This is a genomic window from Pseudoalteromonas sp. NC201 (genome assembly GCF_002850255.1).
GTDB lineage: Bacteria > Pseudomonadota > Gammaproteobacteria > Enterobacterales > Alteromonadaceae > Pseudoalteromonas.
Genome location: NZ_CP022522.1, coordinates 2,847,831 through 2,869,681, shown reverse-complemented (window position 1 = coordinate 2,869,681; position 21,851 = coordinate 2,847,831). Strand labels below are relative to the sequence as shown.

Sequence of the window (21,851 nt, the reverse complement as noted above, 5' to 3'; positions counted from 1 at the left end):
AGCACTTAATTTGAGAGGTTTCGCTTTTGGGCTTGAAAACACAGTTACGTTAATTGGTGTGAGATAGAAAAGCGCGGGTTTCTAGTCAGAAACCCGCGCTTTATTTATACCAGTTGTATTAAGTAAATGATCTATCTTGAAGCGGGGAAATAGCTTTAGTAGCAAGGCAAAAATTTTGCTATTTAGTTGTTCTAAATGAGAAATTTTTAACGAAGCTAATATGCTATTTCACCCTTCAAATTGATTAGAGAATTAATTCAATTGGTATTATAGGCATTTTGCTGCTGCAGCTAAGTTTAAAGGCGTTGTAACCCTATCACGCCACAGCATTTGCATAGTGCTTTACGTTAAAACAGATATTCCATACTTAAATTGTATGCTCTAGGCTCGCTGTACTTTTTCGGCACGAAACCGTATGTATCGTAATAGCTTTCATCTGTGAGATTACTGATATTCAGTTTAACGCTCAGCTGGCTAGATAATTGATATTTGACGTGCGCATTTAGTAAAAGCTGGCTATCTTGCTCTGCGCGCACAGCGCCCCGACGACCACCTGTTGGAAGTCCAAGGTCAACACCCGGGACGTTTAAAATATCGACTTTTCTGTCCGTATCCCAAGTTGCATTTAGCCCTAATCGCCAAGCCCCATAAGTATACTTGGTGCTCGCATTGAGCGTTTGTCTTGGTGCATACAAGTTAATATCTTCGCCATGCTCATCGACAACATCAAAATCACTGTAACCAAAGTTTACTTGCCAATCATCAGTCAGTTTTGCTTCTAATTCAACTTCAAATCCATCAGCTTCTGCACCATCTACGGGTCGATACCTAGCAGGTCTTTCGTCTGCATATTCGGGGATAACAACACCGAAGTCTTCCTTTAAACTATCAAAGTAAGCGACGTTTAGACGTAGCTTATCATCCCAAAGTGTGGTTTTAATGCCGACTTCTAAGTTCCGAGCGGTGATTGGTGCTAATTGATTTAAATTGGCATCCACTTTATCCAGTTGCGGCTCATAAGCATCGGTATAACTTGCATACGTACTGATCTGGTCATTGAGATTGTAAACCAGCCCTAAGTATAAGCTCTCACCCGTTTCTTCACCTTTGTCGCTTGAGAACCCGCTCCAAGCAAAGTCACGTTCATTGGTACGTTCATAATCAAAAAATTTGACACCAACAATGGCATGAAGGTCATCCGTTAACGTTAACTTACTGCTGAGTGCAATACTCTGTTCTTTCGTCGTTTTGTCCCAATAGCCAATAAATTGCTTATCTGTCGCAGTTAAATGAGCGGCTGGGTGAAGGTTATTAATCGATTGGAGTGGATAAAATACTGTTCTCGCGTTTTCATCCAGCTCTTCGAAGCGATCGTCTGTGGACTCAAAATCGGCATTTAAATAGGTGATATTCACCTGATGTGCGCGGTCAAATAACTCAAACCGACCAACCAGTCCCAAAATAAAATTAGTCCCATCAACCGTTTCAACCCAGCGTCTGTCACCGCCTTGAAGGCCAAGGCCTGTTTCTTTGTCTGGGTTACCACTAAAGTAGGTCAAGGTAATGTCAGCTTCTGTTTTACTGTATTGTGCGCCAAAGTTAAGTTCCCAATCTAAATTGATTTGGTGAGATAATTTTAAATGATAACTTTGGTGGGTATTGCCGTTGTGACTATCTGGCGATGATAAATTTGTTTTCTTGTCTATTTCAACGGAACTACCATCAGAGTAAAAAATGGGTAATCCCCACGGTGATAGTTTCAGTTCATTGTCTTGATAATGAACACTAAAAGAGGCTTCGGTATCTTCAGAAAAATAATGATGCAACTGGGTGTATGCGACGATCTTATTACTATTTTCTTTGTCGACAAAGCTATCTCTTTCCTCATAGGCAAGAATAACTCGTCCGGCCAATGCTTCATCTTTCGTTAGGGAGCCTGTTGCATCTATGTGTGTACGCACTTTATTCCAAGAGCCAATCTCGGCACCAACTTTAACAAATCCACCTCGGTCTGGTTGTTTTGTGATGACATTTAAGGTTGCCGATGGTTGTCCTGCACCCGCCATTAACCCCGCAGCGCCCCGAAGAACCTCTACTCGGTCATAGACAATAGTGTCTAAGCGACTCTCTTGTGGTCCAGCAATTGAGGTCGGTAAGCCATCTTTAACCAATGCATTGACGAGATACCCACGAGAAGTAAACTCAGTATTATCACCCGCGCCAAATTTGTATCTTGAGATACCTGTTGCCTGTACCATGATGTCCTCAAGGTCATTCAGTTCGAAGTCTTTTATGTAGTCGTGGCTTAACACGGTAACAGACTGGGGGGTTTCTTTAATGGTAAGGTCAAGTCCTGTTGGACCCGAGTTACGCTTGATTGGCTGGCCTACAACACTGATCCGTTCAATATTGTCGCGCTCGGCTTTTGCTGCCGCATTTGGAGAAAAATAAAGGAGTGATAACATCAGAGCTAGTGCTGTAGATTGATGCGCTTTGGTTTGCATGGGTGTTTCCTTTCCTAAATTGTTTTTTCGTCACAAGAGATAAAGATGAAAGTTCCTATGATATGTAGGAGCTATTTTTCTGAGATTGAACCAAGCTTTTGAATAGTTCTAACTGAAAACAGAAATTATTTTCAATTCTAAATGATAATTCTTTTTGTTACTATAAGGGGTAATGCAAAAAATGAATTATTGCAAAAATAATGGCTTACCCAAATCTCATAGTTGTTAGGATCTGATTGTTAGGTGGGATGTCAATTAGGTTGGATAGCGCTGTCACAGGGGCTTATCTATGTTTGAATATTAATACAAGGCAAGGAAGTGAAGTCGTTTTATGTCTTCGCTATTGGGTGGTCCATGACGGCAAAACAATGGTTCAACTGGCATAGTTTGAGTGGCGTGTGGTTTGGGGTGTTGCTGTTCATAATATGCTGGACTGGCGCGTTTGCGAGTATTGCCCACGAACTAGATTGGCTATTCAACGATCAGGTGAGGGCAGTAGACGGGCAATCAAACATAAGCTTAGCAGCAGCTTACGAGATGGTACAAAAGGCGTATCCTGACGCCCGAATAGGGATTGCCTTTACAGGTCCTGATACCTATTTTTCGTATGATATCGTGATGCGGATGCCTGATAGTCCTTGGCAACACGTTTATGTCGATCCACTTTCAGGAGCTATCCAAGGTGAAAGTAGTTTTTTTAATATTCAGCGCTTTTTTCGCGATTTCCACATGCATTTTTTCGGCGTGTTTGACAGCATCATTTCATACTATCTTGTGCTTATCTTTGCAGTTCCTTTGTGTATTTCGACCGTGAGTGCGCATTATGTATATCGCCTCTGGTGGAAAAAGTTATTTGTATTTACGTTTAGCGGGGATGCACGTGCCAAAATGGCAAGTATGCATAAAATAAGTGGGGCGTGGGGCTTATGGCTTGCGGTTGTTATTTCGCTTACGAGTATCTGGTATCTATTTGAGTTTGTACGAATGGATATGGTCGATGGTAAAACAGCTTATACTGATGTTGGGGATTTTGCCGTTAATCCCTTGGCAGAACTGCCGAGACAGGATAAACCACAATTGTCTGTTGTGGAATTATTCGCAATAGTAAAAGCGACGAGACCCGATCTTGAGGTGAAAGCTATTCGCTATTCTGGGGGTTATTTTTATGCTGAAGGACAATCGCAGGATTGGATAGTTCGGGATAGGGCAAACAAGATCTATGTCAACCCTTACACGGGGGAAGTTGTTTATAGCCAAACAGCATCGAGCCAAGGGCTATATTGGCGATTATCCGACACCGCAGACCCTCTACATTTTGGCAATTTTGCGGGGATATGGGGGAAGATACTGTGGTTTATATTTGGGGTTGTGCTCTCATTTTTGGTTCTCAGTGGTACTTACATGTATATCAAGCGGCAGTTTAAATTGCGCCGCAAAGATGAGTACCGAGGTGTAATGGTATCACTAGCGTTGAGTTTCGGATTGGTCTTATGTATTTGTTTTTACGCCCATCGCACAATTGCGGGTTATGGTATGGCAGGAAAGTGGCCGGAATTGCCGCTTGCTTCGTTGACTTTTTTATTAGGCTGGGTGTCACTAACTTGCTTGATTATCCTGGTTTGGAGCGCCGCCCTGCTCAATTTACGTCATAAAAATAGCTCTTCTTCGCTCAGGTTGAATCGGTATTGATTGTTGCAGACCAAAAAAAACCTCGCAGCTGCGAGGTTTCTTCACTCATGAAACTGTGCTTACACAACACCACGAGGTAAGCGACAGTCGTGATCTTTTGCTGCTAGTTCAGCAATCCACTGTTCTTCCGCTTTGAAGCCATCTTCGTTTTCTGTAACGATAGTAAAGCTTGCTGATTTTACAGCTGCTGCCTTCGGCGCTTTCTTAGTCGTTTTCGCTTTTTTGGCAGGCGCCTGCGTTGTCTCACTTGCTACAGCTGACCCTGAAGTTAGCTCTTCTGTTAATTCAGCTACCTCAGCAAGACGCATGTTTTTGCCACCATCGATGCTATACCAACCTGGCTTTGCAGTGATTTCAGGCTTTTTGCCATGTGCAGCTTCGTACGCAGCTTCGAAAGCGCTTAGTACTTCAGTTTTATCTAGTTTACTCATCGTAGATCCTAGTCGTGTTGTACGCGGATACGCGGGTTAAGATTAAACTCTATTTATACCCATATTTGCGCAAATTTTCAATTTTTTACGTTTTTCAGCGCCAATTTATCGAACTTTAGCCTGGTTTTGATGCCTTTTTCGACGCTTAAAGTGCTTCAGGGTCGATAATGCGACGTATCGTGATCCACATACTACCAACTTGTTCATGCCAAATTCGAGTGACTATATCTAGCGCCTTATCATTTGCGATAAACTGCCGACTTAATGGGAGTGACTTAAAATTATAAAACTCTGTCGGGGCAGGGAATACTTCAACGCCTTGTGCTTCAAATAGGTTTTTTGCGCGTTTCATGTGCGAAGCTGACGTGACAAGTGCAACATCATAATCTACCAAAACGGGCGCGAGCATTTTCGCTTCGTCTGCGGTGTCTTTGGCATTGTGGTTTTGCTTGATACGGGTAGCGGAAATACCTAAGCTCTGTGCAGTTTTAGCCATGAGTCCTGCGCTTGTTGCGTTGCCATAGCCATAACCAGAAACATACAGCTGGGCTTTTGGGTAAATATTAGCAAGTCTAATGCCTTCAACTAGTCGAGCTAAACCGCAACTACCTAATTGAGCATTACTGGGGAGGGAATCATCGGGGTATAAATTACAACCAAGCACAACAATTCTGTCTATGTTTTTGTGCCTGCTTGGATTGAATGCGGTGAGCGTGCCCTTATCCCACTCGATAATGTGTTGCGCGACATAAGGAGTGGATATGCTCCAAGTAGTTAGTAGGACCAACCAGACTGCGATATACGACCCTTTGCGTGTTTTGGCGATAAAAAACATGAGCCCCATAAGTGCAACCAAAGATAACGGTAACGGCATCAGAAGTTGACCGATAACCTTTTTGACTTCAAACATTTAAACATGCCTTAGATTTAGATAAGCCTGACGCAATGCTAGCATGAGATGGGAGCTGTAGAAATGTATAACAATTAGGGCTCAAAAAGAGCCCAGTCAACTATCTTGCCGTGGTTTTACGGCAAGTATTGAGGAAATGGCGATAAACAGGGTTATCTTTCATGCTTTTCTTCATTGCTAAATACATTGGACGATTTAGCCCAAGAGCGCCTAGAGGAATCGATTTAATCAGCCCTTGGCTTTCATACGGTGTGACCAACCAGTCTGGTAATGCCGCAACCCCCATACCTGCACTCACAAGTTGGAAGATTAATAAACCTTGATCGACGGTTTTTAGCGTACCATCAAAGCGTGCATTTTGAATAAAGTGCTTAAATATGTCCTGACGCTCGCGAGGAATAGGGTAAGAAATGATGGTTTCATCTTTTAGGTCGAGTGCTGTGACATAGGCCTTCTTGGCCAATTCGTGATCTGGTGCAACGATTAACTTTAATTTAAAGTCAAAAAGATGCGCGTATTCGAGCTGTTCTGGTTCTCGAATGTCCGAAGTAAGCACTAAGTCCAGCTCATCTTCAATAAGGTCAGGAATCGCATCATAGCTAAAGCCTCGTTCGTAATCGACTTTAATGTCAGGCCAAAAGGTATTGAATTCTTTAATCGTTGGCAGCAACCAGTGAAAACAAGCATGACATTCCACGCTTAATCTGAGTTGTGAGATGGGCTGGTTAAGGCTTTCCTTCAAACGACACTTTGTTGCTTCAACTTTAGGCAATACATCATTGGCGAGCTCTAATAGCAACATGCCTTGAGGGGTAAAGCGTACCGGTTGGGTCTTGCGCTCGAATAGTTGGCAGTCGAGTTTGTTCTCTAGATCTTTGATCTGATGAGATAAAGCGGATTGAGTCAGGAATAGCTCTCGTGCTGTATTCACAAGAGAACCAGTTTCTTTCAAGGTGGAGATAGTCTTTAGGTGCTTTATATCAATCATTATCAACAATTCTCATATTTGAAGTGAGCAAATCTCAGCATTACTCAATATTACGATTCTATTTAGTTATTATCAATGTCTAGACGTCTAAATACCTACGGTGAATTGTTCAAAAATTCACAAATCCACTATAACACTAAAAATGACAGCGTTGTCACTACTTCTGTAAAAATTTTGCAAAAAATTACAAATTAATTTTATTCATATGAAATCTGAAAAAGCATCAATTGTTGTTTTTGATTATGATAATTAAATTTAGACATCCATACATCTAGACGGAATTAAAATCATGGCATTAACACATAATTTGGGTTTTCCACGCGTAGGCAAAAAACGTGAACTTAAATTTGCAGTAGAGCGCTATTGGTCAGGGGACTTAACGCAAGACGACTTAATCGCGGAAGGAAAGCGCATTCGTGCAGAAAATTGGGCATTGCAAGCCGATGCTGGTGTTGACCTTCTCCCTGTCGGCGATTTTGCTTGGTATGATCACGTGTTGAATATTTCATTACTTGTCGGCGCTATTCCTAGTCGTCACAAAAATGATGAGTCTGTAAATCTCGATACTTTGTTTCGGATTGGCAGAGGGCGAGCACCAAGCGGCTGTGCGTGTGCTGCAAGTGAAATGACAAAATGGTTCAACACCAATTATCATTACATCGTCCCTGAGCTAACTCAAACACAGGAGTTTGCTCTGACTTGGACTGAGTTATTCATTCAAGTAGAGGAAGCACAATTACTTGGCTACCGAGCAAAACCCGTCTTGGTCGGCCCGGTAACCTATCTCTACTTAGCTAAATGTGTTGGCCAAGAGTTTGATAAATTAGTTTTATTAGATAAGTTATTGGCTGTATATCAGCAGGTACTTGCCAAGCTTGCAGCTCAAGGTGTTGAGTGGGTACAAATTGATGAACCTATTTTAGCACTGGAAATCGACGATGCTTATCGTAACGCGCTGCGCCGGAGTTTTGATGCGTTGAGTGGCCAAGGAGTAAAAGTGTTGTTGGCCAGTTATTTTGACTCCGTACAAGCGCATGTTGAAGATATTCAATCTTACCCCGTAGAAGGCGTGCATTTTGACTGCGTAACGGCAAACTACGACTTGGCTGCGTTAGAGGAAGTAGTTGGGCAAGATAGCGTACTGTCTCTCGGGATTGTGAATGGTCGTAACATTTGGCGCTCGGATCTCGAAGGTGTATATCAGCAACTTGCTCTGGTTCATGAACGTCGCGGTGATAATCTCTGGCTCGCTCCTTCGTGCTCATTATTACATACGCCAGTCGACTTAGAGCAAGAGCAAAAGCTTGATAGTGAGTTAAAGTCTTGGCTCGCATTTGCCAAACAAAAAGGGCAAGAGCTGGCATTATTGAAAAATGCATTGGAGCAGCGTGATATTACCCAGTTGGTCGAATATTCTAAGCCTGTAAAAGCGCGTTTGACTTCTACTCGAGTGAATAATAATGAGGTGCAGCAGCGTGTTTCAGCGCTTACAGCAAAAGACGGTCAACGCACGAGTGAATTCGCAACCAGAATTAAAAAACAAGCACAATCGCTAAATTTACCCTTATTGCCAACCACAACGATAGGCTCTTTCCCACAAACCCAAGCTATTCGTAAGGCGCGACGTGATTATAAAGCGGGTACGTTGAGTACTGATGCTTATCAAAGCCAGATGGAAGCTGAGATCCGTTATGCCGTTGAAGAACAAGAAGCGCTTAACTTAGATGTGCTTGTACATGGCGAAGCAGAGCGCAATGATATGGTTGAGTATTTTGGTGAATTACTCGAAGGTTTTGCCTTTACGCAGTTTGGTTGGGTGCAAAGTTATGGGTCGCGCTGTGTTAAACCCCCTGTGATCTGGGGAGATGTCTCGCGTGCAGCACCAATGACAGTGAAGTGGACGAGTTATGCACAGAGCTTAACCAAAAAACCGATGAAGGGCATGCTAACAGGGCCGGTGACTATTTTATTTTGGTCGTTTGTCAGAGATGACTTAGACAAGCCGAGCATCGCGAATCAAATAGCTTTAGCACTGAGAGATGAAGTAGTGGATTTGCAAAATGCAGGGATTAAGGTGATCCAAATCGATGAGCCTGCATTTAGAGAGGGGATGCCACTCAAAGCCAGTCAGTGGAAAACTTACTTAGCGTGGGCGGCATATGCGTTTAGGGTATCTGCAAGTGGTGTGAATGACGAAACACAGATCCATACGCATATGTGTTATTCGGAGTTTAACGATATTATCGCCGCCATAGCGGATATGGATGCGGACGTGATCACAATTGAAACGTCACGTTCAAATATGACCTTACTCGACGCCTTTGAAGATTTTGACTACCCCAATGACATCGGGCCTGGCGTTTATGATATTCACACGCCAAACGTACCTGAGGTGGTATGGATAAAAGATTTAATTCACAAAGCAGCGAAGAAAATCCCAGTAGAAAGATTATGGGTGAATCCTGATTGTGGGCTTAAAACCCGAGGATGGACAGAAACCCGGGCTGCACTTGAGAATATGGTGGCAGCAACCAAGGAGCTTAGAAGCGAATTAGGTAGAAGTTAAACTAAACCGGTTCAAACACCTCATTGTTTATAAACAATGAGGTATTTGCTAGTTTCTACTCAGTAAAAATGCCATCGCTTGATCTGCGGCGAGTGGTTTAGAAACAATATAACCTTGGCCAAACTGACAACCTTTTTGCTTTAATAGCTGCCACTGGGTTTCGAGCTCGATACCTTCAGCGACAACGGTCAGGTTAAGTGATTGTGCAAGCTTCAAAATCGCATCAACTAGGGGGTTTTCTCTTTCAGTTAGTTGGTCAATAAAGCTCTTATCAATTTTAAGCACATGAATGGGGAGCTGGTGCAAATAACCTAAAGCAGAGTAACCAGTGCCAAAGTCGTCAAGATAAAGCTTCACTCCAAGGGATTCTAATCCTTGAATAATTTTGGTTGCGAGGGCTAAGTTTGCTATTAATCCAGATTCTGTGATTTCCAAACATAAAGAGCCAGGTGTAAGCTCATAATGATGATAAAGTTGCTGAATTGTATCTACGAACTCTAAGCTTGCGAAATGTCGCGATGAAACATTTACCGTAACGCGAGTTTTCGGCAGCTTTTGCGCTTTCCAACGTTTGAGTTGTTTGGCTGCTAATTCCAACAAATGTAAGTCAAGTTCAATGATCTGTCCGGTTTGCTCTGCAATTGGAATAAAAGCATCTGGAGAGACGAGACCATTTTTGGGGTGAAACCAACGGACAAGGGCTTCAAAGCTCACAATAGCGCCAGTCGTGAGAGAAAATATCGGCTGATAGTACAGCGCAAATTCATTGTTTTTTATGCCATGTTGCAGATCATTTTCAATATCGGCTTGCTGTTTTAGGCGCTTGCGCATGGCATTATTAAAATAGCAGACCTGACCCCGACCCGAAGATTTTGCTTCGTACATGGCGGCATCTGCTTGCTGCAGTAAATTAATTGCGCTATCGGACTCGTTATCAGTGAACGCAACGCCAATACTGCCAGAAGCTTGCAGAACATGACCATCTATATGAAGGGGCTTGGTTATTGCTGTGGTGATCCTATCAAGTAGCAGAGTGACTTGTTGCCTGTCTTGGACATTTTCCATAAAAATTGCAAACTCATCACCCCCGAGCCGCGCGAATGTATCGGTTTTGCGAATACAGCCATTTATCATCTCGACAATAGCAATCAAGAAATGGTCACCAACATCGTGGCCAAGTGAGTCATTAATGCTCTTAAATCTGTCTAAATCCAGATAAATTAGGCAGTGCAAATTAGAGGACTCGATTCGTGCAAGCCTCAAAATGGCATGCTTGATCCGCTCTAACAATAAATAGCGATTGGCAAGACCCGTTAAATCGTCATGTAAGGCTCTATGCTCTAACGCTTGCCGTGAAAGCTGCCGGTCTATGGCCATGCTGACTTGGCGACTTATATAAGTCAAAATAGATAAATCATGATTCACGAAAGCTTGGTCGTTATTGTAGCTTTGCAGTACAATCACGCCCTGATATTGATCATTAACCAAAAATGGTACGCCTAACCAAGAGCGCGGCGAGCGGCCCACCATTTTAAAATCACCCCGCGTAATGTGCATTCTAAATTGATTGTTATCACACAGCAGTGGTCGTTGGTTCTTCAGAATATAGTAGGATGCAGTATGCTTAATCTGATCTTTTGATACTTTTTGATGTGCATTACATTTTTCGCTTCCCTCAATCAAATAATCGATTTCTAAAATATCCTGTTGAGTATCATAAAGGCCGATAAAGAAGTTCTCGGCGCAAAGCTGAGAGGCAATGATTTTATATAAGTCATCATAAAAAGCTTCAAGGTTCTCAAAGCGGTAAGTGATGTTTGCAATTTTAAGCAGGGACTTTTCTAAATTCTGTGCTTGGTGTAACTGGGCAATCGTGGTTTGGAGGTTTTCTAAGGTACGTAACTGATGGATTTTGGCACTGAGCAGATGTGCGACCGTCGATAATATCTGTAAATGCGCGGAGGTAAAATAATCGGCCTCTGGATGCTCACAGTCAATCACACCGATTAAATGACCGTCATACTCAAGTGGTACACAAAGCTCTGACATGGCGGGTCGTAAATCAGCAATGTACATAGGGTGAGCGGCGACGTTTCCAGAAATAAAGGGCGCTCTAGTCGTTGCTACTTGACCAGTAATACCTAAACCAATCTTTATCTTGGTTTGTTCAACACGATAATCACCATTAGTATGGGAAACGCCCATACTTGCAGCGACTTCTAGGTATTCTTGGTAAGGATCAGCGAGATAGATAACACAATCGACAAACCCCAGTCGGTTGACAACCTGTGTCGTAACGTATTCAAATAATTCGTCAAGTTTGGTTAGATGCAGCAGCGACGAAGAAAACTGGTTAATGATGCTAAGCTGCTCAGTTTTTGATTCTAATTTTTGGTTCTCAGATAGCATACATATTTCTCATGAAAAGATGCTACTAAGTTAACTTAAATTGTACATATTTACCAATATTGTGAAAAATGAAAACGCGCTAAAGTAAACTCACAAAGTGAAATAATCTGCGGTTGGCCTGAAAAACTTTACTAACACCCATGTGCAGCCTATGATCGGGCAAATTCAGCAGTGGAAGAGAGCAATGACGAGCAAACAAACGCTAACGATTACACGACCAGATGATTGGCATGTGCACCTACGTGATGGTGATGTATTGGTCGATACGGTAAGAGATATTAGTCGCTATATGGGCCGCGCGATTATCATGCCAAATCTGGTCCCACCAGCAACTTGCACAGAGACTGCTTTGGCTTATCGTGACCGCATAATGGCCGCTAATCCTCAAGGTAACTTTCAGCCTCTAATGGTGTTGTACCTTACGGATAACACTACTCCTGAAGAAATAAAAAAAGCGAAAGCAACCGGTCATATCGTTGCTGCTAAGTTGTATCCAGCCGGTGCGACGACAAACTCAGCGTCGGGGGTAACGGATATTGAAAACGTGTATCCAGCACTTGAAGCGATGCAAGAAGTTGGCATGTTGCTGCTTGTGCACGGTGAAGTGACGGACTCATCTATTGATATTTTTGATAGAGAAAGAGTATTCCTTGAGACGAAGCTATCTAAAGTCGTTGATAACTTTCCAGCGCTAAAAATCGTACTCGAACATATCACAACAAAAGATGCCGTTGATTTTGTCAATCAAGCACCTGACAACGTTGCAGCAACTATCACTGCTCATCACTTGCTTTATAACCGCAATCATATGTTGGCTGGTGGTATTCGCCCTCACTATTATTGCTTACCTATCTTAAAGCGTAATACACATCAACAAGCGCTAATTGAAGCGGCGACAAGCGGAAGTAAGAAATTCTTTTTGGGCACTGATTCAGCCCCTCATGCGAAAGATAAAAAAGAAGCCGCATGTGGCTGTGCCGGTGCATACACTGCACATGCCGCAATAGAGCTATACGCCGAAGCATTTGAAGACGCGGGAGAGCTTGATAAATTAGAAGGCTTTGCGAGTCACTTTGGTCCGGACTTTTATGACTTACCACGCAATACAGATACCATTACGCTGACTAAGTCTCCTTGGCAAGTGCCTGATGCATACAAATTAGGTGAAGGATCTGTTGTTCCGATTAAAGCGGGTACAACTATTGACTGGAAAGTTGAATGAGATTTAAACAAAATGTAATTAAATCTTCTTAATCCTAACTAGAAAGCGCTATTATGGCGCTTTTTTCGTAACAAAATTAAAATTCACAGAATACAATTTGTTTTTTATTAATTTTAATATAGTATTCAATATAAATATTAAAACTAAGCTTAATTGAGAGAGTATCAATGCGTGAGATCAAGTCTTTTATTAAAAATGCAAGCTACGGTGATTTAGAAAAAGCGTTAGAGCTTATCCAAAAAGCACTGGACGAGCAAAAGGAACAACAGCAAGCTAAAGAAGAGGTATTGGCTATGCTGAAAGAAAAAGGACTTACGCTTGATGATTTAGTAGGCACTACGTCAGCTGACCGTCGTTCTAAAGTAAAAGCAAAATACCGTATTGAAAAAGACGGTGAGGTAATCGAGTGGACTGGCCGTGGTAAAACACCTAAAGTATTCCAAGGTGTTAACCTAGATGATTATCTAATCTAATAAGGCTTTATTATGAAGGTGGTTCGGTATTGAACAACCTTTGTTTAAATTGCTTAAATAAAAGGCGTACCTTAGTAGGTACGCCTTTTTTGACTTAATTATATATCCCCTGAGGCGCTTATTTACGTTTTAAGACCTTATCAGCAGGAAGCGGTACAAAATACACTGCTCCACTTTCGTAAATCTAGCGAGTCTGCAGTAATTGTTTTGCCTACTGGCGCCGGAAAGAGTTTAGTTATTGCGGAGCTTGCACGGCTTGCTAGGCACAAAATATTAGTGTTGACTCATGTTAAAGAGCTTGTAGAACAAAATGCACAAAAATATAAAAGCTATGGATTACAAGCGAGCATTTTTTCTGCTGGATTAAAAGAAAAGTCGTTACAGCATCAGGTGACTTTTGCCAGTGTGCAGTCGTTGTCTCGAAATTTGTCACAACTTAATCAATTCTATTCATTAGTTATCATTGATGAATGTCATCGAGTAAGTGGTGATGATAATAGTCAGTATCAGCAAATTTTAAACCAGCTGACTGAATTTAATCCTGAATTAAAGTTACTGGGCTTAACAGCAACACCTTATCGCTTGGGTATGGGATGGATATATCATAAGCATTATCACGGTTTTGTGAGGGGGAAAGCAGAATCACCATTTAAGCGGTGTATTTATGAGCTGCCGCTCAGATATATGATAAAAAACTCGTACCTAACGCCACCTAAAAAAATTGATCCAGCGGTTGAAAATTATGACTTTTCTAGTTTAAGTACAGATTCGTTTGGGCGTTATTCAGAATCTGATATGAATACATTATTACAGGCTCAAACCCGTGCAACAAAAAGCATTATCTCGCACTTACTAGCGCTAAGTGAGAATAGGGTCGGCGTAATGATTTTTGCCGCGACGGTTATGCATGCAAAAGAAATTCTCGGCTATTTACCTGAGCAATATAGTGCGCTAATAACGGGTGAAACCAAATCTGCCGTGAGAGATGCACTTATCGTCCAGTTCAAAAATAGAGAAATTAAGTATTTAGTGAATGTTTCTGTGCTGACTACCGGGTTTGACGCGCCCCATGTTGATGTTATCGCTATCTTGAGACCCACGGAGTCCGTGAGCCTCTATCAGCAGATTGTAGGCAGAGGACTTAGGTTAGACGAAAATAAAGAAGATTGCTTTGTCATTGATTATGCTGGCAATGACTTTGACTTATTTGCACCTGAAGTGGGAAGTAAAAAGCCTAATTCAGACAATGAGCCCGTACAGGTGCTGTGTCCTGGTTGTGGCTTTGCCAATATTTTCTGGGGCAAGGTAGACGAGCAAGGCAAGCTTATTGAGCATTTTGGTAGGCGCTGTCAGGGGTTGCTTGAAGACGATGAAGGTCACTCACAGCAATGTGATTATCGTTTTAAGTTTAAAGAATGTGAGCAGTGCGGTGCAGAAAATGATATTGCTGCAAGGCAATGTCATCAGTGCGGCGCAGTAATGGCAGACCCAGATGATAAGCTGCGCGCGGCACTGAATTTAAAACATGCAATAGTATTACGCTGTAGCGGGCTATGTAGCGAAGTACTCGGTGGCAATAAATTAAAAATTACTTACTTTGATGAGGATGGGGCAAGTTGCAGTGAAGTCTATGACTTTTCTAATCAAAAGAGCCTATTTATATTCCACCAGCAATTTGCAAAGCGGAGAAAGTCAACATCGGCACCTGCGCAATGGCAGTCAGCTGAAGAAGTGATAGATACTGACTTAATTGCACCGGATTTTGTGATTGCTAAATTACACAAGAAGTTTGGTTGGCAGGTTTCTGAAAAGCTGTTTGATTATCAAGGAAGCTACAGAAAGGCCGACAAAAGTTAGCTTTTCTGTAGCAAGTTTATTCTTCCGAGGCCATTAAGCCCCAGCCATCACCATATCCTTCATAGCCATTGGCTATGCTTTCTAGGTATTGCTCTGTCTGACTCAGCAGCTCGTGCACAGGGACCATAGTCACTGTGGTGATCACTTCCCAAACGCCAGTATCAGGACATTGTTGTAACTGGGTTTTAGGTGCTAATTCATCTTTCTCAATCGCGCTACTGAAGCGCTTAGCATCATCGGCTTGCTCGAAAAGAATATAAAAATCGATATTCTGCATTTGCGTCAGATCAACGCCAGCAGCGGCAATCTCAGCTAAAAGTTCACCGTTATCATCATTTGGGAATTGCATAATTTCACTCTGCAGGTTCAATTGCTGCTATTGTCCGTCATCTGCAAGAAAATAAAAAGGATGAATGTAAATAAATGTGCGATAAAGCCACTGCGTTACATCAAAATACACCCTATGTTCAGCTTAAGCTCAGTAAAATTGCACTTTCTCTGAAAAGTCGTTTTACAGTATCCATTTTCACAAGCACAATGGCGTTATCGATGCCCATAAGTCGCGATATTTAGGTCGTTTTATTTTAATGAAGCCGTATTTCTCTTGTTTAACACTAGCGCTTTTTTTGTGCTGCTTTTCCTCGTTTAACGCAGGTGCGGAGTCTCGCCCTGCATCAGTAAAAATCTCCAACATTGAAGTCAAAGTCGAAAACGGCGACGTAGAAGACAACATCACTGGTTTTTTAAAATCTTACAAAGGTAAGCCAAAAGTCCCTCGGGTGATGAAAGAGGTACGTGCGGACATACGTCGCGCTTTGCATGCTTTAGGTTATTATCATTTTGATATTCAACTCAGTGGAGCAGGGCAAAACGTCATAGCCGAAGTCAAACTTGAAGCACCACTGAAATGGAAAGATATTAATATTGAGCTTGTGGGCACGGGGAAGGACAATGCGGATTTAGTTTCGCTTATCAAAGATGTACCAATCCAAGTTGGCAAGCAAGTTAATCATAGTGATTATCAGGCAACGAAAAGCCGCTTTGAAAGCGAGCTACTAGAACTTGGATATTTTGATTATCAATGGCAGGAGTCCAAGTTGCTTGTTCACAAAGCGAATCGCTATGCTGGCGTGCGACTACTTCTCAACACAGGTAAACGTTATCAATTTGGCGACCTTGCTATTGAGGGAAACACCAAAGCGGCTAACTATATACGTTCGCTAAGCCCATTTTCGAAAGGGCAGCCGTTTGAAGCTAGCCTCTTGTCTGATTTTAATCTGTCTTTAAATGCCACACCTTATTTTAGTGCGATAAAGGTTTATCCGCTGTTAAAGGACCGGACGAGCGATCAGATCCCCGTTCGAGTGAGTGTTGAAGACAAACCCGCAAATAGCTTTGAAGTGGGTGCTGGCTACAGTGATGATGTGGGTGCAAAAACCCGTTTTAAGTGGACTAAACCTTGGATCACCGAGGATGGGCATTCCTTTGAATCCAATCTGAGGCTGTCGCAAAAGCAACAAGATATCACTGCCAGTTATACCATTCCAGTAGACAATCCTAACGACGATTTATGGCGTGTGTTAGGCGGTTATAAGGTGCAGGATGAAGTAACTGAAGGGATCAACAGCCGGATTTGGAACGTACAAGTACAGCGACAATGGCTAACGGATGACGAGTGGGTGAGGACGGCGTTTTTGAAACGTGAACACGAAACTACGGAACAGCTAGGCGAAAAACAACGGACGGAAATGTTGATCCCAGGTATTAGCTACTTAAAGAAAGAAAGTAAAGGTGGCGCGCTACCTTATTGGGGGAACGAGCGCCTGATCTCCATTGAAGCTGCAGCAGATTCTGTACTATCGTCTGCAAATATGTTGAAAGTGAGATGGAACAATGAATGGTTAAGAAGCTTTGAAACCAAGCACTTGTTTTTTGGTCGTTTAGACTTAGGGGCGATTGTGACAAAGGATATTGACCAAATTCCGTTTACCCATCGTTTTCTTGCTGGGGGGGATCAGAGTATCCGTGGTTTTGCCTATGAATCTATCGGCCCTCGCGATGACGAAGGGCGCATACTTGGCGGCAGATATTTAGCCACTGGTACAGTGGAATATAACTATCAATTCCATCCAAGTTGGCGAGCTGCTTTGTTTGTTGATGCGGGTACTGCAACGAACGATTTCTCGGACGCTTGGGAAGTTGGAGCTGGGTTTGGTTTTCGTTATTTAACCCCCGTTGGTCCAATCCGGCTCGATCATGCTTGGGGGCTGACCAAAGAAAGTAAAAGCACCCGTCTCAGTATTGTTATAGGACCTGAAATCTAATGCAGTTCAGAAGCTTAAGAATCAAAATCATTACTGCCATTATTAGCTTATTTTTACTTTTGGTTTGTTTATGCTTTACCTTGCCTGGGCAAAAGTTACTGGTTTGGACAGCGAATAAAACGGTTTCAGGGTTAGAAATCGATGGCTTAGATAAGCGCTTGTTATCTGGCGCCAATCTTACGTTGCGTTATCACAATGACAATATAGATATTCGTCTTAGAGACACCAAAGTCACTGTTGAGTGGTTGACCTGTGCCAGCGTTTGCATTGCGCTAGACGCAAAAACGATAGCGATCGTACAAAAGCAGAAAAGTGTCAGCGAAGAGGAAACTACTGAAAGTAGCCAAGTTGAGTTACCACTGCCAATTGCAATAAAACGTGCTCAAGTTCAGCAATTCTCGTTGGACACGCCGGAAATTACTGTGCGATTGCAAGGCTTAGACACGCAGTTTTCAGGTTCTGGCTCACATTTTAATGTCCCTTTTTTGCTGTTAGACAGTGTGAAGTTGACCACAAAGGCAACTGAACAGCCTGTGCCTGCAAAATCGCCAGCACCACTTAATGCAATAGCGCCACTCCAACTGCCTAAGATAGATCTGCCGCTAACCGCTGAGCTCGGCGAGTTAAAGATTAACAATCTCGCGGTAGATGAGCAAACACTTGAGAATATCAAGCTTTCTCAAGTTGTAGTGGATGAAAATGTGGACGTGGAGCAGGTTCAGCTTAACTATCAAGAATGGTTTATATCAGCAGCGGCAAAAATCTTGCTTAATGACTGGACTATTGATCTGAGGTCAACCTTGAGTGCGCCACAGGGGTTAGCCAGTTTAACACTGGCGGGTCGCCCTCACGATCTCACGCTTACTTTGAATAGCGAGGGAATGGCGTTTGCAAAACTGCAAGCCCATGCGGATTTGACAGCGACAAACTGGCCTTTTGATTTACAGGGTCAAATAGATAAATTAGTTATTCCTTCAGAGCCCACGACTTTAAAAGGTGCGACACTCGGCTTGAGCGGGGATGCCTCAAAATACAATTTGTCAGGCTCAATCGCTGTTAATACTGTGCAGTTTGGTGATGTTACCGCGACACTTGAAGGGCAAGGTGGACTACAAGCGTTTACATTAGCTAAAGCAAAGCTTCAGCTTGAAAAAGCGCAAGCGCAAATCGCGGGACAAGTGAACTGGTCGCAAGGGGTGAAGGGTAAAGTGAACGGGGACTTTTCTCAGCTACCAGTCGATAGATTACTAGGGCTAGTGCAATACGATGCAGGCCTGACGAAAAACGATATGCTGGCAGGGCAATTCGCGTTTGATTTTATGAGTCAAGGTGAACAGTGGCAGGTTAATGTTGAGCGCTTTAAGCTCGATGGTAAAGTAGCGGGTACACCACTTAATGCGGACGTTAAGGTCGTTGTGGATGAAAGCCTGCTAGGTGAGTTTAGCCATGCACGCCTGAATTATGGCAAAAATAGCCTGACGGTAAGCGGTGAGCTTGGTCAGCAGTTAGATCTCGATATTGACTTTCAGTTTGAGCAGGCGGCAAATACGCTTATTCCAGCTGACTTAAAGGGCAGTGGTGAAATCTTTGTTCAGGGCGACCACCTCAAGCCAAGGATTCAGACCGATATTAAGTTTGACTCTGTGCGTTACCAGAATATAGCACTACATGGCTTAACGACGAAAGGCACGGTTGATATTGCCAATGAAGTGACTGGGCAAATTAAACTGGCATTAGACCGTTTGATTGTTGACTCTGAAATGGTTGAAGACATTCGTTTAGCTGTGAAAGGCAATCAGCAGCAACATAACGCGACATTGGATATTCGTGATAAGCGAGTGGTTGCAAGCTTTGAAGTCAATGGCAAGTTGCAACAGTCCACTTGGCAGGGAGAATTATCGTCTGGAGAGGTAACTTCTCAAGGGCAAACGATAGCATTGCAAAGTCCTGCCGCAATCGTGATCAGTGAAGTCAGTCAACGCATTGCAAAGCAGTGTTGGCGGATGGATGATACTGATTTGTGTTTTGCAGCCGAGCAACAAGGCACACAAGGGCAAGCCGATGTTAAACTGGAGAAATTGGCACTTGCTAAACTACAAACTTGGTTGCCAGCAGAGCTCAAAGTAACTGGTGAAACTCAGGCCGTGGCTAAACTTGCATGGCAAAATGGCCAAGTAACGCGAGCCGATGGCGAGCTGAACATTGTTGATGCCGGCGTTACGACTCATGGGCAAACATTTTCAATTTCTGAATTTAAAGCGTTACTAAAAACCAATAACAAACAAATCCACGCTGATTGGCGCATGACCTCCGAAACCTTAGGTAAGTTCAGTGGTGATACGCGTGTGCCGCTAGATAAACAATCCCCCCAATTAGCTGGTAACGTAAAAATAGAGTCAATTGAGCTGGCTAAGTTGTCAGCGCTACTAAACCGAGTAACGGAACAAAGTTTTGACCTGCAAGGGGAAGTGTTAGGGGATATAAATATTTCAGGTAGCCTCGCGGCCCCTGAAGTGAACGGTAAACTAACTGCTCAGCGCTTATTTATGTCTTCTGACTCTTTGCCTGTTGAAATTGATAAAGGTCACATCAATCTTGATTTTAATGCCACTTCCGCTCAACTTGAGGCTGAGTTAACAGCAGCAAAAGGCGGCAAGGTAGCACTAACTGGCGAAGCCTATTGGTCGCCCGAGCTCTCTGCTGAAGTAAAAATAAAGGGCGAAAATATTTATGTGCAACCAGACTCACAGATTGAACTAACCGCAAGCCCGGATCTAACACTTGCCTATAAAGATAAGATTGCGCGAGTACTTGGAGAAATTGTGGTGCCGTTTGGCCGAGTAAACATTGAATCTCTGCCTGAGGGAGTCACATCTCCAAGCGATGATGAGGTCATTGTTGATGCCAAAGTGAAAAAGCAGATGTCGGTGCCAGTTCAACACGAAATAGATTTAAAACTGACCGTTAAAGATAACTTTAGGGTGAAGGCGCTTGGGCTAGATAGCTTTGTTACCGGTGCAATCGAAATTGACAAGCAAGTTGAGTCGCCAATGTTAGCAACGGGAGAGTTGCAATTGCGAGAGGGGAAATATCGTGCATTTGGCCAAGACTTGTTGATCCGTACAGGACAAATTGGCTTCAATGGCGCATTAGATAAGCCATATTTGAACATTCGAGCTATTCGAAATCCAGCGACAACCGCCAATGATGTGATAGCCGGTGTTGAGCTCACGGGCAATATTGCTAAGCCGCGTTTGACTGTATTTTCAGAGCCAGCAATGGACCAAGCCAAGGCACTGTCATACCTACTTAACGGTCAGCCTTTAGGGGAGTCTGAAACCTCTAATAATGCGCTACTCACGCAGTTTTTACTCTCACAGGGAATTGACCGCAGTGAAGGATTCTTTAGTAAGGCGGGGGAATCGCTTGGACTTTCGGATGTTAACCTATCAGCAAAAGGCAGTGGTGACGATACACAGGTCGAGGTGTCAGGCTATATCACTCCCAATGTTCAGGTCAGTTATCGTGTTGGGGTATTTGAGTCTATTAACGAAATTGCGCTGCGTTATCGTGTTTTTTCGAAGTTTTATGTTGAAGCCACGAGCGGTTTGTACAACAGTATAGACTTCTTATACAAATTTGATTGGGATGATAAATGAAACTGCTTTGGCTCGTTCTAGGTTTTGTGATATTTCCTCTCAAAGCACAAGAAACAACGGAAATTAGAATCAGCGCTGGTGCCGATCCGTACATTATAGAGCTGCTTACTTTGAGTTTATCCTACCAGGTAGAGTCAGCGAGGCTCGTATCAGTGAGAAGTATTCCTTCTCAAGACAGAGCGGTGCGCCTACTTGGAGAAAAAGGGGGGCTGGATGTCAGTTGGTTAGTGACTAACTCACAGCGCGAAAAGGCCGCGAGTGCAATTCGCATTCCCCTAGTGAAAGGGATTTTGGGTTATCGCATTCCTTTAGTGCACAAACATAATCAAGCCTTACTGAGCGGAGTACGCTACATTGGCGACTTGCGCCGAGTTACTTTTGGTTTACGCAGAGATTGGCCAGACCATCAGATTTTTGAGCGTAATGGCCTCAGTGTGACTTCTTTCTCACAAGAAGACAGTGGTTACGACATGCTGTTGAAAAAACGTTTTGATGTGCTACCAAGCGATTTAGTGAGTATTGAAGCTGCCCTGAGTGACACGGATTTGGTGGCAGATCAGCATGTGGTGTTTTACTATCCTTCGGCGGTATATTTTTTTGTTTCTCACGACAACCCGTTGCTCCATAGCCAAATTGAGAAAGGCCTTAAAAGCGCACTGCAAGATGGCCGATTCGAGGCGTTATTTTTAAAACACTTTTCCACTCGTCTTGAAAAGCTAGATCTTAAAAACAAAACAGTCATAGAATTAGACAACCCAAACCTGCCACCCAGTGCGCCGTTGGAGGTGCCATTTTATTGGTATAAACAAGGAAAATAAT

At 43.0% G+C, this 21,851-nt stretch carries 14 protein-coding genes; 8 read left to right on the top strand and 6 right to left on the bottom strand.

Annotation, left to right across the window (positions count from 1 at the left end):
- Positions 1-347 precede the first annotated feature (347 nt).
- Entirely contained in the window at positions 348-2,504 is a 2,157-nt protein-coding gene (locus PNC201_RS12420) for a TonB-dependent siderophore receptor (protein ID WP_102057235.1), read from the bottom strand.
- 318 nt (positions 2,505-2,822) lie between these two features.
- Here PNC201_RS12420 and PNC201_RS12415 point away from each other — a divergent pair, with 318 nt between their 5' ends.
- On the top strand, positions 2,823-4,193 hold the full coding sequence (locus PNC201_RS12415; RefSeq protein WP_233525171.1) for a PepSY-associated TM helix domain-containing protein: 1,371 nt from the start codon (positions 2,823-2,825) through the stop codon (positions 4,191-4,193).
- A 59-nt stretch (positions 4,194-4,252) separates the two neighbouring features.
- Here the strand turns inward: PNC201_RS12415 and PNC201_RS12410 are convergent, their stop codons facing one another.
- The 3 genes from PNC201_RS12410 to PNC201_RS12400 form a co-directional block, all read right to left on the bottom strand.
- Positions 4,253-4,624, bottom strand: a complete 372-nt coding sequence (locus PNC201_RS12410; RefSeq protein WP_010606607.1) for a hypothetical protein — start codon at positions 4,622-4,624, stop codon at positions 4,253-4,255.
- 145 nt (positions 4,625-4,769) lie between these two features.
- On the bottom strand, positions 4,770-5,534 hold the full coding sequence (locus tag PNC201_RS12405) for a YdcF family protein (RefSeq protein ID WP_102057234.1): 765 nt from the start codon (positions 5,532-5,534) through the stop codon (positions 4,770-4,772).
- Between the two features lie 100 nt (positions 5,535-5,634).
- Positions 5,635-6,522: a LysR substrate-binding domain-containing protein gene (locus tag PNC201_RS12400; protein ID WP_010606609.1), complete on the bottom strand. Its 888-nt coding sequence runs from the start codon at positions 6,520-6,522 to the stop codon at positions 5,635-5,637.
- A gap of 289 nt (positions 6,523-6,811) precedes the next feature.
- Here PNC201_RS12400 and metE point away from each other — a divergent pair, with 289 nt between their 5' ends.
- The gene (metE, locus tag PNC201_RS12395) at positions 6,812-9,088 is read left to right on the top strand and encodes a 5-methyltetrahydropteroyltriglutamate--homocysteine S-methyltransferase (RefSeq protein WP_102057233.1); all 2,277 of its coding nucleotides are present in this window, start codon (positions 6,812-6,814) and stop codon (positions 9,086-9,088) included.
- Positions 9,089-9,136: 48 nt separating this feature from the next.
- Here metE and PNC201_RS12390 read toward each other — a convergent pair whose 3' ends face one another.
- Entirely contained in the window at positions 9,137-11,497 is a 2,361-nt protein-coding gene (locus PNC201_RS12390) for a bifunctional diguanylate cyclase/phosphodiesterase (protein WP_102057232.1), read from the bottom strand.
- Positions 11,498-11,681: 184 nt separating this feature from the next.
- On the opposite strand from PNC201_RS12390, the gene pyrC reads away from it, so the two are divergent.
- From pyrC to PNC201_RS12375, 3 genes are all read left to right on the top strand, one after another.
- On the top strand, positions 11,682-12,719 hold the full coding sequence (gene pyrC, locus PNC201_RS12385) for a dihydroorotase (RefSeq protein ID WP_102057231.1): 1,038 nt from the start codon (positions 11,682-11,684) through the stop codon (positions 12,717-12,719).
- A 167-nt stretch (positions 12,720-12,886) separates the two neighbouring features.
- A complete protein-coding gene (locus PNC201_RS12380; RefSeq protein WP_010606613.1) occupies positions 12,887-13,192 on the top strand; it encodes an H-NS histone family protein in 306 nt (101 codons plus the stop codon).
- A 120-nt stretch (positions 13,193-13,312) separates the two neighbouring features.
- Positions 13,313-15,049: a DEAD/DEAH box helicase family protein gene (locus tag PNC201_RS12375; RefSeq protein ID WP_442793314.1), complete on the top strand. Its 1,737-nt coding sequence runs from the start codon at positions 13,313-13,315 to the stop codon at positions 15,047-15,049.
- 16 nt (positions 15,050-15,065) lie between these two features.
- Here the strand turns inward: PNC201_RS12375 and PNC201_RS12370 are convergent, their stop codons facing one another.
- Entirely contained in the window at positions 15,066-15,398 is a 333-nt protein-coding gene (locus PNC201_RS12370; RefSeq protein ID WP_102057229.1) for a ribonuclease E inhibitor RraB, read from the bottom strand.
- A gap of 238 nt (positions 15,399-15,636) precedes the next feature.
- Between PNC201_RS12370 and PNC201_RS12365 the strand changes: the two genes are divergently transcribed.
- The 3 genes from PNC201_RS12365 to PNC201_RS12355 are packed head-to-tail and all read left to right on the top strand — an operon-like array spanning position 15,637 to position 21,850.
- On the top strand, positions 15,637-17,373 hold the full coding sequence (locus PNC201_RS12365; protein WP_102057228.1) for an autotransporter assembly complex protein TamA: 1,737 nt from the start codon (positions 15,637-15,639) through the stop codon (positions 17,371-17,373).
- Positions 17,373-21,032 (top strand): autotransporter assembly complex protein TamB, encoded by a 3,660-nt coding sequence (tamB, locus tag PNC201_RS12360; RefSeq protein ID WP_102057227.1) that lies wholly within the window; start codon positions 17,373-17,375, stop codon positions 21,030-21,032. Before PNC201_RS12365 ends, tamB begins: the two co-directional genes overlap by 1 nt.
- A complete protein-coding gene (locus tag PNC201_RS12355; protein WP_102057226.1) occupies positions 21,029-21,850 on the top strand; it encodes a transporter substrate-binding domain-containing protein in 822 nt (273 codons plus the stop codon). Before tamB ends, PNC201_RS12355 begins: the two co-directional genes overlap by 4 nt.
- Position 21,851 lies beyond the last annotated feature (1 nt).